Raw genomic sequence first — 15667 nt, 5'->3', positions numbered from 1 at the left:
ATGACTGGTACAGAAACACCTGTTTCAGCCACGCCTGTTTACGCATCAGCCGAGCATCCACCACCGGCTTCGGGTCGCATTCTGTTAACCAATCGAGTGCTGGTTCGAATTTCAGGCCCGGGCACCGATAAATTTCTTCAGGGCCAGTTAAGTCAAAATCTTGACGATGTCAAACCCGGCACTTCACCCCGCGCAGCGGGCGCTACACCCAAGGGCCGAGCGTACTGTTTGACCCGACTGGTCAGAGATGGCGACGACATACTGATGGATCTGCCGTCTGAGATGGCAGAGTCGATCATGACTCATCTACGCAAATACATGATGCTCTTTCGTGGCACATCGATGACGGCGCAAACCGAGGGTCACATTACGGGGCTGCTGGGCAATGAAGCTGCGCTTCGTCTTGAGGGTAACGACCTGAGCAGCCTGGCTTCCCCCGGAGACACTCTGGCACTGGGTTCAGGATTCCTGATCCGGACCGAAAATACCGGCGAAGGGCTGCCGCGCTTTGAGTTGTGGCAACCCGGGGCAAGCGACCTGGAACCAAACGATGTCCCGGAGAAATCCCTGGCTGACTGGCAGGCATCGGAAATTGCGGCGGGCGTACCCACACTAAACACCACGATTAGTGAATCCTACGTGCCGCAAATGCTTAACTGGCAACACCTGGGAGGTGTGCATTTCAAAAAAGGCTGCTACACCGGCCAGGAAGTGATCGCACGGATGCACTTTCTCGGGCAGCTCAAAAAAAGCCTGTTCCGCTTCCACATAGCTAAAGCTGCCACTCTGCCCACACCCGGAGCCTCCGTTATGGCGGGCGAGCGCTCAGTAGGAGACGTGGTTAACGCAGTCGGCTTCCGCGACGGCTCCTGCGAACTGCTGGCAGTCATCAGGCATAATGCCGCCGAGGGAGAATTAAGCGTGGATGGCCTGCCAGAGGTGGCCTTGCAGCTAAAACCTCTGCCATACAGCGTGCCCGAACGGGAAAGCAGCGCACCTGAAGATACATAAGTTGACAGGCAAGCTGGTCAAAATTTGTTATAAATAGCGTTCATCATTCTGATTTTCAGGGGGCTGCCCTAAACCGCAACCGCCCCTGAACTGACAAGCGGATCCTTACCAAATCATGTCGAATATCGCTGAAACCATTAAAGCGGACCTTACAGCCGCCATTGAAAACGACAAGCTGGTGCTCCCTACACTGCCTGAAGCAGCGCTTCAGGTGCGCGAAATTGCCGAGTCAGAAGACTCCGCCATTGGTGACCTGGTTAAGGTAATCAGCAACGACACCGCACTGTCTGCGCGCATCATCCGCGTTTGCAACAGCCCGCTTTTTCGGGGGAGCCGCGCGATAGAGAACCTGAACATGGCCGTAAGCCGGCTCGGCATGGCCTACACCAGCAGTTTGGCCATGGGCCTGGCCATGCAGCAAATGTTTCAGGCAACCTCAGACATGATCGACAAGCGCCTGCGCGAAACCTGGCAGACCAGCACGGAGGTGGCTGGTATTTGCCACGTATTGGCACAACATTACACCAAACTGAAACCGGATCAGGCCACATTGGCGGGCCTGGTACACTTGATCGGCGTATTGCCCATCCTTCGCTACGTAGAAGACGAAGAGGTGCAGATCAGCGGCATTATGCTGGATAACGTTATTGAGGAACTGCACCCAAGAATTGGCGCCGCCATTCTCAAAAAGTGGGACTTCCCGAAAGACTTGCAGACAGTTCCACTGGAATTCGCGAACTTCCACAGAGAAGTACCGAGGGCTGATTATGCAGACCTGGTGATGATCGCCCACCTTCAACTGGTTGCCGGCTCTGAGCACCGCTGGACTGAGATGAACTGGTCTGATATTTCAGCGTTCGACCGCCTCGGCATTGATCCGAATGCGAATATGAACGAGGAGGAAGATCTGAACGCCCAGATGGAAGCGGCAATGGCGCTGCTTCAGTAACTGGCTTGCAGATCTGCTTTGCAGGGTAGTTGCCAGTTTACCGGCTGCTGCCCTTGCTCCCGGAGCCACTCGTTGGCCTGAGAGAAGTGCCTGCACCCAAAGAAGCCGCGATACGCACTGAGCGGTGACGGGTGCGGCCCCTCCAGCACCAGGTGCCGGTTGCGGTCTATATGACGCCCTTTCTTTTTGGCGTGATTTCCCCAAAGCAGAAACACCACACCCTTGCGCTCCCGGTTCACGGTTTCAACCACCCGATCCGTAAACATTTCCCAGCCCTTGCCTTGATGGGCTCCTGCCTGCCCCTGAACCACCGTAAGCACGCTGTTCAGCAACAGCACGCCCTGCTGCGCCCATGGCTGTAAACAACCATGATCCGGCGGCGTAATGCCCAAATCGCTCCGGATTTCCTTATACATATTAACGAGCGACGGTGGCGTAGGCACCTCAGGGGTCACTGAAAAGCTCAGGCCGTGGGCCTGATTGGGCCCGTGGTACGGGTCTTGCCCGAGAATCACAACTCGCACCTGATCCAGAGGGGTGCTGTTGAGGGCATTAAAACAGCAGGAACTGGCCGGAAAAAGAATCTTCCCGGCACTTTCTTCAGCAGCCAGGAATTCCGCCAGCTCCTGCATGTAGGGCTGACGGAATTCGCCACAGAGATGTTCTTTCCAGCCCCGGCCAGGCTCGAGATAACTTTCCAGTACCTCTGCCGGGGTCATGGTTACGCCTTACCTTCGGCGTTCTCAACCTTGTGCTCGGGGCGCATGGCGGGGAACAGGATGACGTCACGGATGGATGGCGAATCAGTCAGCAGCATGGCCAGGCGATCGATACCAATGCCCTCGCCTGCCGTGGGTGGCAAGCCATACTCCAGCGCTGTTACATAGTCTTCATCATAAAACATGGCTTCATCGTCGCCGGCATCTTTCTCGGCTACCTGCGCCTGGAACCGTTCTGCCTGGTCTTCGGCATCGTTAAGCTCTGAGAACCCATTGGCAATCTCACGGCCACCCACAAAGAATTCAAAGCGCTCGGTGACAAATGGATTACTGTCCTTGCAACGGGCCAGCGGCGACACTTCTTTTGGATACTCGGTAATGAAGGTTGGCTGCATCAAACGATGCTCCGCTGTCGCCTCAAAAATCTCGATTTGAACTCTGCCCAGTCCCCAGCCGGCTTTCAGCTGAATACCCAGATCTTTTGCAACCTGCCGTGCCGATGCGTCGTTGGCTAACTGTTCAGCTTTCACATCGGGAGCGTGGCGCAGAATAGCCTCCACAACCGTGAGACGCTCAAAGGCTTTACCAAAGTCGTACTCGACACTTTCTTCTGTGCCGTCAGACAGTGTGCGTGTGTTCACGACTGTGGTGCTTCCCAGAACATTCGCTGCAATAGTGCGCAGCATATCCTCGGTAAGATCCATCAGGTCGTTGTAATCGGCATAGGCCTGATAGAATTCCACCATGGTAAATTCCGGGTTATGGCGGGTAGAAAGCCCCTCGTTCCGGAAGTTACGGTTAATCTCGAAGACCCGCTCAAAGCCACCCACAACCAACCGCTTCAGGTAAAGCTCCGGCGCAATACGCAGGTACATATCCATACCCAGTGCGTTGTGATGGGTTATAAATGGCCGGGCAGTAGCACCACCGGGAATGACTTGCAGCATCGGGGTTTCCACCTCAATAAACTCCCGGTCTGCAAAGAACTGGCGCATGGTGGTAATGATCTTTGAGCGGGCATGGAACACGCGCCGGCTGTCTTCATTCACCATCAAATCCACATACCGCTGACGGTAACGGGCTTCAGTATCGGTCAGGCCTTTATGCTTTTCAGGCAACGGGCGAAGCGACTTGGTGAGCAGTACATACTCATCCATAGTCACATAAAGGTCGCCTTTGCCGGACTTGCACAGGGTGCCCCGCACACCCACAATGTCTCCCAAATCCCAGTGTTTGGTGTCTTTCTGCACATCTTTGGTGGCATAAATCTGAATGCGGCCCGTCATGTCCTGAACCACTTTGAATGCCTTGCGGTCTAGCATCATGCGGCCTGCAACGGCAGCCTTAATGTCCATAGACTCAAGCTCTTCCTTGCTATAGTCACCGTATTTAGCCTGCAATTCGGCGGCGGTGGCATCGCGACGGAAGTCGTTAGGGAAAGGATTGCCGCTCTCACGCAGTTCGGCCAACTTGGCGCGGCGCTCGGCGATCAGCTTGTTGTCCTCTGGCGGTGCATTCTTGGTGTATTCAGTCATGTTGGCTCACTAGAAAAATCGGGGTGTCCGGGTTGGCTTGGGAATGGCGCGGCTTACAGCGCCATTTTCAGGCTGGCTTCAATAAACTTGTCGATATCACCATCCAGCACCGATTGTGTGCTGCTGGTTTCAACTTTGGTACGCAAATCCTTGATACGGCCATCGTCCAGTACGTAGGAACGAATCTGGCTACCCCACCCGATATCGGATTTAGCGTCTTCTGCTTTTTGTTTCTCTGCGTTGCGCGCCTGCATCTCATGCTCATACAGCTTGGCCTTAAGCTGCTTCATGGCCTGATCTTTGTTTTGGTGCTGGCTTCGACCTGCCTGGCAGGCAACAACAATACCCGTTGGATTGTGGGTCAAACGCACCGCAGATTCTGTACGGTTAACGTGCTGACCACCGGCACCCGAGGCACGATAAACATCTACGCGCAAATCTGCCGGGTTAATGTCAATCTCGAAACTGTCGTCTACTTCCGGCGTGACAACTACGGAAGAAAAAGACGTGTGACGACGATTACCGGAATCAAAAGGCGATTTGCGAACCAGACGGTGAACACCGGTTTCTGTACGCGACCAACCGAACGCATACTCACCCTGAATATGAACAGTGGCACTCTTCACACCGGCCACATCACCTTCTTGCAGTTCCACGATTTCTGTTTTAAAACCACGGTTTTCCGCCCAGCGTAGATACATTCGCAGCAGCATATTCGCCCAATCCTGAGCTTCAGTACCGCCTGAGCCGGCCTGAATTTCCAGGTAGGCGTTATTCGCATCCATTTCACCAGAAAACATACGGCGAAACTCAAGCTTCTCAAGTTCGGCATCCAGCGCCCCAAGATCCGATTCGATCTCGGTGGCTGTGTCTGGATCGTCTTCCTCAACTGCCATTTCCAACAGGCCTTCTGCATCAGACAGGCCAGTTGTAAGGTTGTCGATGGTGCTTACTATCAAATCCAGATCGGAGCGTTCTTTACCCAGCGCTTGCGCGCGCTCGGGATCGTCCCACACGGTGGGCATTTCCATTTCGCGTTCTACTTCTACCAGCCGCTCACTTCGCTGATCATAGTCAAAGGTACCCCCTGAGCGCTTCAGTACGCTCACGAAGCTCTTTAATCTTCGTAACAATGGGATTAATTTCCATGAAAACCTTACTCGCGTTGAGAAATGGTGAGTAAATCTGTGGCGGGATTCTACCGGATTTTTGACTGCAAATCAGCCGTCGCTCTCTGGCTTCGTGGAGGCGCTGATCAGCATGGGCCAGCCATGGGAGTACGCCCGCAACAGACGGGCCAACTAAGAAAGCGGCTCCAGATAATCCACCAAAAGCTGCAAATTCGTCCGCCCACGAAAGGTATTGGCATCCGGCTTATAAACCACCCGAGCCCCGGTGCGCGTGTAATCCGGAACCTCTGGCCCAGTATTAAACGCAATGCCGTCAATGATTTCGCTGCCATCAACCGGCTGTAAAACCAGCTTCAAATGATTTTCGCCCACAATACGCTGACTGACCACCCGAAACTCGCCATCAAACAAAGGCTCAGGAAAATGCTGCCCCCAAGGCCCTGCCCGCTTCAACAAAGCCGCCGTTTCCAGCGACAATTCGGTGGAATTCAAAGGCCCGTCGGTGGTGATCGCAGCTTCAAGATCGGCGGCAGTCAACGTATCCCTCACCGCGCGATCAAAGGCGTCAGTGAAGGTATCAAAATCACTATGAGCCAGAGACATGCCCGCAGCCATGGCGTGACCGCCGAATTTTTTCATCACACCTGGGTGGCGTGCATCAACTACCGCCAGCACGTCACGAATATGTAGCCCGGGGATAGAGCGGGCGGAGCCTTTTACGTCGACGCCGTTGTCATCGGGGGCAAAGGCAATGGTAGGCCGGTTTGTCTGTTCGCGAATGCGGGCGGCGAGAATGCCGATAACGCCCTGGTGCCAATCCTGGTCGAGCAGGGCCAGGCCCCATGGCAAGCCTTCAAGATCCAGCGACATGGACGCGAGCAGGTCCTGCGCCTGGGCCTTCATATCTTTTTCAATGGTGCGCCGTTCGCGGTTGAAGGTGTCCAGTTCACGAGCAAGTCGCCTTGCTTCGTCCGGGCTATCTGCCAACAGACAGGCGATACCCACGCTCATATCATCCAGCCTGCCCGCTGCGTTAAGCCTTGGGCCAACCACGAAACCAAGGTCGGTGGAGCTGATATTGGTGTATTCCCGGCCGGCTACTTCCAACAGCGCCAGAATTCCGGGACGTGCCGCGCCCATACGTATGCGGCGCAGACCCTGCTCAACGAAAATACGATTGTTGTGATCCAGCGGCACAACGTCGGCCACGGTACCCAGTGCTACCAAATCCAGCAGGCTGCCCAGGTTCGGCTCCGGCCGTGGTAACCGACCTGCCTCCCGGAGTTTCTTGCGCAGCGCTGTGAGCACGTAGAACATTACGCCCACGCCTGCGGCATTTTTACTGAGAAAAGCACAGCCTGGCTGATTAGGGTTCACGATGGCCTCGGCATCTGGCAGCGTTTCTCCCGCCAGATGGTGGTCAGTGATCACAACCTTAACGCCCAGATCACGGGCTGCTTTCACGCCCCCAACAGCAGAGATTCCGTTATCCACCGTCACCAACAGATCCGGCAACTCCCCTTCATGCTGAAGTCGCTCGATGATGCCGGGGGTCAGGCCATAGCCATCCGCAAAGCGGCTCGGTACTCGAAAGTCGATACGTTGCAAACCCAGCATGCCAAGCCCGAGCATGGCAACTGCAGTACTGGTGGCTCCATCGGCATCAAAATCCCCGAGCACAAGCACCTTCTGATTTTGTGCAATAGCTTCTGTGAGCAACTCAACGGCACGATCAATACCGCGCAATTCAAAAGGCGACGCGAGATGTCTCAGGGTATAGCTCAGCTGTTCATCAGAGGTAACACCGCGGGCGGCGTATAGGCGATGAAGCAAGGGAGGCAGGTTTTGCCCCCAGGCCGAAGTGTTTCCTGGTTGGGGGCGGCGTAGGATTTTTTTGGGTGTCATACCGGGTCAGGTATTCTTCCAATGCTTTGCGATGAAGGCCTGAACGCCCGCACAGTCGTTTTCAAGCACGGTGTAATGTTCTTCACGCTCGAACAGACCTGCCATGTGAGCCGGAAGCTCTGGCTTTACTGCCAGCCCGGATTCGCTGATGGCATCCGGGAATTTGGCCGGGTGAGCCGTTCCAACAGTAATCATCGGCACCTGGTCATCCCGGCGACAGGCACGGGCAGCATGCACGCCGATAGCCGTGTGCGGGTCCAGCAGATATTCGTTCTGCTCATAGACGCCCCGAATGGTGTCACAGGTGGTTTTGTCATCAACCGCGGCACTGTCGAACAGCTTGCGCGCCTGTTTCCAGCGATAATCTGCGATGCTTACGGGGCCTTTGGCTGCATTTTCCAGCAGCTGTTTAACCGCCAGTCCATCACGGCCATGAAGGTCGAACAACAAGCGCTCAAAATTACTGGATACCATAATATCCATACTCGGTGAGAGCGTGTGCTCCAGGGTGTGCTGCTCATATTGGTTGCCACTCATAAAACGGTGAAGAATGTCGTTTTTATTCGTCGCAATAACCAGTTGTGAAATTGGCAGGCCCATTTTCTTCGCCAGGTAGCCGGCAAAAATATCCCCGAAATTACCAGTGGGCACAGAAAAGGCCATACTGCGATCCGGGCCACCAAGGGCCAGGGACGCATGAAAGTAATAAACGATCTGAGCCATGATGCGGGCCCAGTTGATCGAATTCACTGCTGCCAGCTTGGTTTTTCCACCCAAAAAGGACTGGTCACCAAAGCTCTCTTTAACCATGCGCTGGCAGTCATCAAAATTGCCACGAATCGCCAGGTTGTGGATATTGTCACCCTTAACCGTGGTCATCTGGCGGCGCTGCACTTCAGAGACACGCTCGTGGGGATGCAGAATGAAAATATCCACATGCTCACAACGACGGCAGCCTTCAATAGCGGCAGACCCCGTATCGCCGGAGGTGGCACCCATAATAACAGCGTGCTCCTGGCGCTTTTCAAGCACATAATCCAACAAACGCCCTAACAACTGCAGCGCAAAATCCTTGAACGCCAGAGTGGGCCCACGGAACAGCTCCATCACCCATTCATTGGTGTCAAGCTGCACCATTGGCGCCACGGCTTTGTGAGCGAACACACTGTAGGTGTCATCCAGCATCTGTCGGAAATCAGCCTCGGGAATGGCCTCTTCCACAAAGGGATACATGATATTGAGGGCCAGCTCGGTGTACGGAAGGCCACGCCAGCTTCGAATCTGCTCCAAGCTGAAATGCGGAAGCGATTCCGGGACATAAAGGCCACCATCAGGGGCCAGCCCTGTGAGCAAAACATCTTCAAAACCCAGCGCGGGGGCTTGTCCCCGAGTACTGATATATCTCACGTGCGTACCTGTCGGTTGTGGTTTTCTCAGTTAAAATTCTCGGCGCGAATGCGAATAACCTTGCCATCGATATCCGAAAGGGATTCCAGCTCTTCGATAGCCCGGTTGATCTGCCGTTCCTGCACTGTGTGAGTCAGGATGATCACCGGAATACGACCATCCTTCAGCTCGGACTCCTTCTGCATGATCGACTCAATGTTAATGCCGTGCTCACTTATAATCGAAGCGATCTTTGCCAACACGCCCGGGCGATCCAGTGCGGTGATGCGCAGGTAGTACGCAGACTGAATCTCTTCCATGGAGAGAACGCCCAGGTCTTCCATAGCCTCTGGCGCAAACCCGAGATAAGGCACTCGCAGTGCGCCTTCACTTGCCACAATCCGGGCCACATCCACAATATCAGCAATTACTGCCGATGCCGTTGCTTCATCGCCGGCGCCCGGGCCGTAATACATGGTTTGACCTACCGCGTCACCTTCCATAAGCACCGCGTTAAGTACGCCATCAACCTGAGCGATCAGGTGGCTGCGAGGAACCAGAGTTGGATGTACCCGCAGTTCAATACCTTCATCCCTGCGTCGGGCAATACCAAGGTGCTTCACCCGATAGCCGAGCAACTCAGCCTGCGCGATGTCATAAGGCGTAAGCGTTGAGATCCCCTCAGTGAACGCTTTTTCAAACTGCAAGGGAACACCAAAACCGGCGGAAGCCAGGATGGTCAGTTTATGGGCCGCATCAACACCCTCCACGTCAAATGTTGGGTCGGCCTCTGCATAGCCAAGATCCTGGGCTTCTTTCAGTACTTCAGCAAAGGCACGGCCTGCACGCATTTCGGTAAGAATGTAGTTTCCTGTACCGTTAATAATACCGGCAATCCAGTCGATGCGATTCGCCGCCATGCCTTCACGAATGGCCTTCATAACGGGAATGCCGCCAGCTACGCCTGCTTCATAGGCAACCACAACCCCGGCCTTTTCAGCCGCTTCAAAAATCTCGTTACCATGAACGGCAATCAACGCCTTGTTGGCCGTCACTACGTGCTTGCCATTCTTGATAGCGGCCAGCACAAGCTCCCGCGCGGTGTCGTAACCGCCGATTAACTCAACAACCACATCGACAGCCGGATCATTCACCACATCGAAAATCTCGGTACTGAAGGTTACGTCTCCAAGATCCATATCATCACGATTACGACGGCTGGCCACCCGGGTAATACGAATATTACAACCTGCACGGCCCGCAATAAGCGCCGCATTGCGCGTCATAACATTGAATGTACCGCCGCCAACGGTTCCCAGTCCGCAGATTCCGACACTGACGTCTTTCAAGCTCTCACCTCTGATCCCGATGGGGTGCTGATGAATTGTAGTTTTGCAGCATTGCGATGTTGCGACACTGAAAGGCCGCATAGTATACCGGTTCAGAGCCTGCTGAATAAGCCCTGAACCAAAAGCGGGTCACACGAACAAACCAGTGAGGGGTGCCCTCTCCTTACCCACGCTTTAGAGCAAGCCCAGGCCTTCGGCCAGATTCCGGGCTGGAACGTAGCCGCGCACGACATTACCATCTTCGAGCACAATGGCCGGCGTGCCCGTAACGCCTACCCGACGGCCCAGCTCAAACTGCGCCAGTACCGGATCGTCGCAGGTCGTTGTCGCAACTGTTTTACCGGCTTTCGCGGAATCCATCGCGGCCTGCGGATCCTCTGCACACCATACGGAAGCGTACTTTGTAAACGAAGGCGTGCCCGGTCCAGAGCGCGGATAAGCGTAATAATTTACGGTAATACCGTAATCGTTAAGCTGCGGCACCTCATCGTGGAGTTTGCGGCAGTACGGGCAGTCGATATCAGTAAACACACTAATAACCGCTTTCTCGTTGCTGGCTTTGTAGCTGATAACGTCGTTGCTGCCGTAGCGCTTCATGGCGCTGCGCCGATCGCCGGCTCTCGCACTCTCTGTCACGTTGGCTATGCCACTGCTGGTGATTTTCAACAAGTCACCGGTTAACAAATACTGGCCATCCGAGGTGGTATAGACAGTTTCCCCGTTGCTGCTTCGCACCTCATAAAGTCCCTTGGCTTCAGTTTCGCGCACAGACGTTATCTGCAGCCCAGGCACAGAATCAGAGAGCCGCTCGCTAATGCTATCTTCAACGCCTCCCGCTACACTGAAGGGCGAGCCCAGAACGCTGGCGGCCAGCATAGCGACCATAAAAAAACGCTTTACATTCATTCTGGCAAACATACCTTTTTAGTCAGATACTTATTGGGCTCGCGGGGTTAATCACACTAGCCATGAAGTGAATCATTCAGCCGAAACAATGCGACACCTGGGCGCCACAAAAGTTCAAAGCAACACCTTACCTAAAATTCCCGGATTCAACCACGGGGATGATGAGTCTGATGCAACGACTGCAGGCGTTGACGCGCCACATGCGTGTAGATCTGAGTCGTGGAAAGGTCAGAATGGCCCAACAGCATCTGAACGACTCGCAGGTCGGCGCCATGGTTAAGCAGATGAGTTGCAAAGGCATGCCGCAGTGTATGAGGAGACAAATGCTTACGAATACCGATGCGTGCCGCGTAATGACGAACGCGGTACCAGAACGCCTGTCGCGTCATAGCCACCGCCCGGCTGCCTGGAAAAAGCGCATCGCAGGCTTGCCCCTTAAGCAACTCCAAACGCCCCTCTTTCATGTATTCAAGCAACCGGTCTACTGCCTCTTCACCCAAGGGAACCAGACGCTCTTTATCGCCCTTGCCTGCTACCCGCACCACACCCTGGCGAAGGTTCACCTGATCAACCCGCAAGCCAGTGAGTTCAGATACCCGCAAGCCACAACCGTAAAGAATCTCCAGCATGGCTTTATCCCGCTGCTCAATCGGCAAACCGGGGTCCGGCTCAGCCAAAAGTGCATCGACCTCCTCCTCCGTTAAGGAATCCGGCAACCGCCGCGACAATTTAGGGCTGTCTATACGCAACGTGGGATCTTCAGAAACCAACCTCTCCCGAAGCAAATACCGAAAGAAACGGCGCATACCCGAGAGGCGACGGGCAGCTGTCGAGGTTTTAACCCCCTGTGCAAGCCCACTGGCCATCCAGGCAAGCAAATCTGCCCGCCGAGTTTCAACTATTAGCGGCCTCCCGGGCTGACTTTCCAACCATTCCGCCAAGCGCTGCAAATCGCTGCGGTATGCTTGACGGGTTTGCTCACTCAGGCCATCTTCAAGCCATACTGCATCAACAAAACGAGCAATCACAGACTCATCCTCTGCTCTCACACCATTGCCCTCAGAAAGCTTCTACTTGCAATGTTACATTCTCGCTCGCCAAAGACAAAAAAGGCAGCCCTGGGGCTGCCTTTTTTCTGCAAAACTGGTCAGTAAATTGCTGATCAGCTCAGCTTTTCCTTGATGCGTGCTGCCTTACCAGAAAGCTCGCGCAAGTAGTAAAGCTTGGCCTGGCGAACATCACCACGACGCTTCACTGTAATGCTATCGATCAGCTTGGAGAAGGTCTGGAAAGTACGCTCAACGCCTACGCCGTAAGAAATTTTCCGTACGGTGAACGAGGAGTTCATGCCACGGTTACGCTTACCAATGACAACGCCTTCGAACGCCTGCAGACGCTCACGGGCACCTTCCGTTACACGAACCTGAATAACCACGGTATCACCCGGCGCGAACGCAGGAGTTTCCTTGGTCATCTGTTCTGTTTCGAGTTGATTGATGATGTTGTTCTTGCCGCTCATCGTAATGCTCCTGATACCTAATCTTTTAATGCCCTGATTATTCAGAGGCACACGGTTCGTTTAAAATCTCACCCAGCAGCTCACGCTCTTCGTCCGTAAGCACCCGTTTTTCCAACAGGTCGGGGCGTCGCTCCCGGGTTCGCCTCAGCGACTGTTTTAGTCGCCAACGCCGGATCTGACCATGGTGACCGCCTAACAAAATATCCGGCACCGCCTGACCTTCGTAAACTTCGGGCCGGGTGTAGTGCGGACAATCCAGCAAACCGTCAGCAAAAGAATCCTGCTCTGCCGACTGCGCATGACCCAGCGCTCCGGGGATGAGGCGTGTAACCGCATCAATCACAGCCATAGCTGCCACTTCGCCACCAGAGAGCACAAAGTCTCCCAGTGATATTTCCCGGTCGACTTCTGCCGCTATCAGACGTTCATCAACGCCTTCATAACGACCCGCTACCAGAATCAAATGTTCTTCCGCCGCAAGCGACTCAACCACAGCCTGGTTCAGCGCTTCACCCTGGGGTGAAAGATAAACCACGCAAGCTTTTCCTGGCGCCGTTTCCCGCGCTGCGTGAATGGCATCCCTGAGCGGCTGAATTTTCATCAGCATGCCGGGGCCACCCCCATAGGGACGGTCATCAACGGTGCGGTGACGATCGTGAGTGAAGTCACGAGGATTCCAGCTGCCAAAGGTCAGAAGACCATCGCGCACTGCCCTGCCCGTTATCCCGTAATCCGTTACCGCCTGGAACATGTCCGGAAACAGGCTAACTGCGCCAATCCACATCCGTCAGAACTCCGGATCCCAGTCTACGACCAGCTTGTGCTCTGCCAGATTAATCTCCCGGACAACTTCGTCAGGTCGATAAGGGATCAGGCGCTCGCGTTGATCTATGGAGCCTGGCGTTGCATGTACCACCAGCACATCATTGGAACCCGTCTCTATCAGGTGATCCACATGCCCGAGGCATTCACCCTCCACCGTAAACACATCAAGACCCTGCAGCTGCCGCCAATAGAACTCACCTTCAGGGAGCTCGGGCAACTCAGCTGTTGGAACCTTGACTTCTGCACCACAATAAGTGCGCGCAAGTTCACGATCGCTAATACCTTTAAGCCTGACAACGATCGCCTGCCCTTGGCGACGACCTTCCTCAAACTTTACCGGAATACGCTTACCATCCAGATCCAGAATCCAGTTGGTATAGTTAAGTATTCCTTCTTTGGGGTCGGTGAAGGAATAAACCTTTAACCACCCTTTGACCCCAAATACCGAGGTGATTCGACCGATCACAGTTTCCTGCGAATTCTGCGTCATACAACCCCCCGGCGGCAGTAAAACTTACTCAGCAGCCTTTAGCAGCTGCGTAACGCGATCGCTGGGCTGTGCACCGCGACCAATCCAGAAATTTACACGATCACGATCAACGCGCAGACGCTCTTCCTGGCCCTGTGCAACCGGGTTAAAGAAGCCAACACGCTCGATGAAGCTGCCATCACGTGATTTGCGGCTGTCGGTGACTGTTAGATGATAGAACGGGCGCTTCTTGGAGCCGCCGCGAGCCAAACGGATTGTTACCATTTAACCAATATCCTGTTCTGTTATACGAACTTTGTACGTTCCACGCCGACCACAATAGTAGCTAACGCGAAGACCCATACTCGAAAGGGGCGCTATTCTATGCTAAATACGCGCCAAAGAAAACAGGAAAACCCACTGTTTCCAGGTTTTCCATGTAAGGCCTTTTACATACGACCCATAGGCGGCATTCCACCGCCGCCACCGCCTGGCGGCATCATACCACCAAGACCGCGCATCATATTCGCCATACCGCCTTTTTTGCCAAATTTTTTCATCATTTTCTGCATTTGCTTGTGCTGCTTGAGCAGACGGTTCACATCCTGTATCTGCGTACCAGAGCCAGTTGCGATGCGGCGCTTACGAGAATTATTAATCACATCCGGGTGACGGCGCTCTTTTGACGTCATTGAACAGATGATCGCCTCCAACTGACCCATGGACTTGTCATTGACCTGCTGCTGAGCTACCTGCGCCATTTGCCCCATGCCCGGCAACTTATCCATTAAACCACCGATACCACCCATGCTCTTCATCTGTTGAAGCTGGTCGCGAAAATCCTCAAGGTCAAAACTCTTACCTTTTTTGATCTTCTTGGTGAGCTTCTGGGCCTTCTTCTGATCCAGCTTGCGCTCTGCATCCTCTATAAGGGAAAGCACATCGCCCATACCAAGGATCCGGGAAGCAACCCGGTCCGGATAAAACGGTTCCAGGGCATCGGACTTCTCACCCACACCCAAAAACTTGATCGGCTTGCCAGTGATATGTCTCACTGAAAGCGCGGCACCGCCACGGGCATCGCCATCCGTCTTTGTGAGGACCACGCCCGTCAGCGGCAAGGCGTCGTTAAAGGCCTTGGCGGTATTGGCGGCGTCTTGCCCTGTCATGGCATCAACCACAAACAGCGTCTCGATCGGTTTGACCGCTTTGTTCAAACGGCCAATCTCACCCATCATTTGTTCATCAACGTGCAGCCGGCCTGCGGTGTCGAGGATCACAACATCTATGTGCTTCTTGCGGGCCGCCATAACGGCACCCTCAGCAATAGCGACAGGGTCCTGATCAGCCGTACTGGGGAAAAACTCAACGCCCACTTCGCCAGCCAGCGTCTCCAGTTGCTGAATCGCAGCTGGTCGGTAAACATCAGCACTCACCACCATAACGGATTTTTTCTGGCGCTCTTTCAGAAAACGCGACAGTTTCGCTACTGTTGTGGTTTTACCCGCCCCCTGAAGGCCGGCCATCATAATCACCGCAGGTGGCTGAACGGCAAGATTGAGGGTTTCATTGCCCTCGCCCATCACCCGCTCAAGTTCCTGCTGAACAACCTTTACAAACACCTGGCCCGGGGAAAGACTGCGCTGAACTTCCTGCCCGATAGCTCGCTGACGAACACCCTCAACAAAATCTTTCACTACCGGAAGGGCTACGTCGGCCTCCAACAGCGCCTTGCGTACTTCGCGGAGAGTGTCCTTTATATTGTCGTCGGTAAGCCGCGCCTGACCCGAAATCTTGCGCAAGCTGCCGGAAAGTCGGTCTTGGAGGTTCTCAAACATGTTGCTCTTCCGTACCCCGGATAAATTGAGTGCGTATACCTCAGAGCCAGCGTTGGCTCCTTGATTCCTATTGCATAATAGGGACATTATAACCAGACTATCGTTCTGAAACGACCAACCCGGTCA

15 protein-coding genes are annotated in these 15667 nt (G+C 54.3%); 2 read left to right on the top strand and 13 right to left on the bottom strand.

What is annotated here, in order from left to right:
- On the top strand, positions 1-1011 hold the full coding sequence (gene ygfZ / locus ACTHYN_RS00320) for a CAF17-like 4Fe-4S cluster assembly/insertion protein YgfZ (RefSeq protein WP_441810492.1): 1011 nt from the start codon (positions 1-3) through the stop codon (positions 1009-1011).
- A 115-nt stretch (positions 1012-1126) separates the two neighbouring features.
- Complete coding sequence (locus tag ACTHYN_RS00315; RefSeq protein ID WP_441810491.1) at positions 1127-1960, top strand: HDOD domain-containing protein; 834 nt, start codon at positions 1127-1129, stop codon at positions 1958-1960.
- Here the strand turns inward: ACTHYN_RS00315 and ung are convergent.
- The 13 genes from ung to ffh all read right to left on the bottom strand — a co-directional run bounded on the left by ung (position 1954) and on the right by ffh (position 15541).
- Positions 1954-2679 (bottom strand): uracil-DNA glycosylase, encoded by a 726-nt coding sequence (ung, locus tag ACTHYN_RS00310; protein WP_441810490.1) that lies wholly within the window; start codon positions 2677-2679, stop codon positions 1954-1956. The genes ACTHYN_RS00315 and ung overlap by 7 nt on opposite strands.
- Positions 2680-2681: 2 nt before the next feature.
- Entirely contained in the window at positions 2682-4214 is a 1533-nt protein-coding gene (lysS, locus tag ACTHYN_RS00305) for a lysine--tRNA ligase (RefSeq protein WP_441810489.1), read from the bottom strand.
- 53 nt (positions 4215-4267) lie between these two features.
- Positions 4268-5363 (bottom strand): peptide chain release factor 2 gene (gene prfB, locus ACTHYN_RS00300; RefSeq protein WP_441810488.1). Its coding sequence is split into 2 segments (ribosomal slippage): positions 4268-5290 and positions 5292-5363, totalling 1095 coding nucleotides; the frame shifts between segments, so codons are not numbered across the junction.
- 152 nt (positions 5364-5515) lie between these two features.
- Complete coding sequence (gene recJ, locus ACTHYN_RS00295; protein ID WP_441810487.1) at positions 5516-7249, bottom strand: single-stranded-DNA-specific exonuclease RecJ; 1734 nt, start codon at positions 7247-7249, stop codon at positions 5516-5518.
- 6 nt (positions 7250-7255) lie between these two features.
- Positions 7256-8656: a threonine synthase gene (gene thrC / locus ACTHYN_RS00290; RefSeq protein WP_441810486.1), complete on the bottom strand. Its 1401-nt coding sequence runs from the start codon at positions 8654-8656 to the stop codon at positions 7256-7258.
- A 26-nt stretch (positions 8657-8682) separates the two neighbouring features.
- Positions 8683-9984: a homoserine dehydrogenase gene (locus ACTHYN_RS00285; protein ID WP_441810485.1), complete on the bottom strand. Its 1302-nt coding sequence runs from the start codon at positions 9982-9984 to the stop codon at positions 8683-8685.
- A 174-nt stretch (positions 9985-10158) separates the two neighbouring features.
- Positions 10159-10890 carry a DsbC family protein gene (locus ACTHYN_RS00280; protein ID WP_441810484.1) on the bottom strand — a complete coding sequence of 244 codons (732 nt, stop codon included), beginning with the start codon at positions 10888-10890 and terminating at the stop codon, positions 10159-10161.
- A gap of 146 nt (positions 10891-11036) precedes the next feature.
- Complete coding sequence (gene xerD, locus ACTHYN_RS00275; protein WP_441810483.1) at positions 11037-11939, bottom strand: site-specific tyrosine recombinase XerD; 903 nt, start codon at positions 11937-11939, stop codon at positions 11037-11039.
- 113 nt (positions 11940-12052) lie between these two features.
- The gene (gene rplS / locus ACTHYN_RS00270) at positions 12053-12409 is read right to left on the bottom strand and encodes a 50S ribosomal protein L19 (protein ID WP_441810482.1); all 357 of its coding nucleotides are present in this window, start codon (positions 12407-12409) and stop codon (positions 12053-12055) included.
- A gap of 37 nt (positions 12410-12446) precedes the next feature.
- The gene (gene trmD, locus ACTHYN_RS00265) at positions 12447-13193 is read right to left on the bottom strand and encodes a tRNA (guanosine(37)-N1)-methyltransferase TrmD (protein WP_441810481.1); all 747 of its coding nucleotides are present in this window, start codon (positions 13191-13193) and stop codon (positions 12447-12449) included.
- Positions 13194-13196: 3 nt separating this feature from the next.
- A complete protein-coding gene (gene rimM / locus ACTHYN_RS00260; RefSeq protein WP_441810480.1) occupies positions 13197-13724 on the bottom strand; it encodes a ribosome maturation factor RimM in 528 nt (175 codons plus the stop codon).
- Between the two features lie 24 nt (positions 13725-13748).
- A complete protein-coding gene (gene rpsP / locus ACTHYN_RS00255) occupies positions 13749-13988 on the bottom strand; it encodes a 30S ribosomal protein S16 (RefSeq protein WP_441810479.1) in 240 nt (79 codons plus the stop codon).
- A gap of 164 nt (positions 13989-14152) precedes the next feature.
- Positions 14153-15541: a signal recognition particle protein gene (gene ffh / locus ACTHYN_RS00250; RefSeq protein ID WP_441810478.1), complete on the bottom strand. Its 1389-nt coding sequence runs from the start codon at positions 15539-15541 to the stop codon at positions 14153-14155.
- Positions 15542-15667: the final 126 nt, after the last annotated feature.

It is taken from the genome of Marinobacter sp. (assembly GCF_052091845.1).
In the GTDB taxonomy this organism is placed as follows: Bacteria; Pseudomonadota; Gammaproteobacteria; order Pseudomonadales; family Oleiphilaceae; genus Marinobacter.
This window is presented reverse-complemented; position numbering and strand designations above follow the sequence as displayed.

Excerpts from the sequence above, each read along its gene's own strand:
- ygfZ (WP_441810492.1), top strand. The coding sequence starts at position 1 with ATGACTGGTACAGAAACACCTGTTTCAGCCACGCCTGTTTACGCATCA.
- ACTHYN_RS00315 (WP_441810491.1), top strand. The coding sequence starts at position 1,127 with ATGTCGAATATCGCTGAAACCATTAAAGCGGACCTTACAGCCGCCATT.
- ung (WP_441810490.1), bottom strand. The coding sequence starts at position 2,679 with ATGACCCCGGCAGAGGTACTGGAAAGTTATCTCGAGCCTGGCCGGGGC.
- lysS (WP_441810489.1), bottom strand. The coding sequence starts at position 4,214 with ATGACTGAATACACCAAGAATGCACCGCCAGAGGACAACAAGCTGATC.
- recJ (WP_441810487.1), bottom strand. The coding sequence starts at position 7,249 with ATGACACCCAAAAAAATCCTACGCCGCCCCCAACCAGGAAACACTTCG.
- ACTHYN_RS00280 (WP_441810484.1), bottom strand. The coding sequence starts at position 10,890 with ATGAATGTAAAGCGTTTTTTTATGGTCGCTATGCTGGCCGCCAGCGTT.
- rplS (WP_441810482.1), bottom strand. The coding sequence starts at position 12,409 with ATGAGCGGCAAGAACAACATCATCAATCAACTCGAAACAGAACAGATG.
- trmD (WP_441810481.1), bottom strand. The coding sequence starts at position 13,193 with ATGTGGATTGGCGCAGTTAGCCTGTTTCCGGACATGTTCCAGGCGGTA.
- rimM (WP_441810480.1), bottom strand. The coding sequence starts at position 13,724 with ATGACGCAGAATTCGCAGGAAACTGTGATCGGTCGAATCACCTCGGTA.
- rpsP (WP_441810479.1), bottom strand. The coding sequence starts at position 13,988 with ATGGTAACAATCCGTTTGGCTCGCGGCGGCTCCAAGAAGCGCCCGTTC.
- ffh (WP_441810478.1), bottom strand. The coding sequence starts at position 15,541 with ATGTTTGAGAACCTCCAAGACCGACTTTCCGGCAGCTTGCGCAAGATT.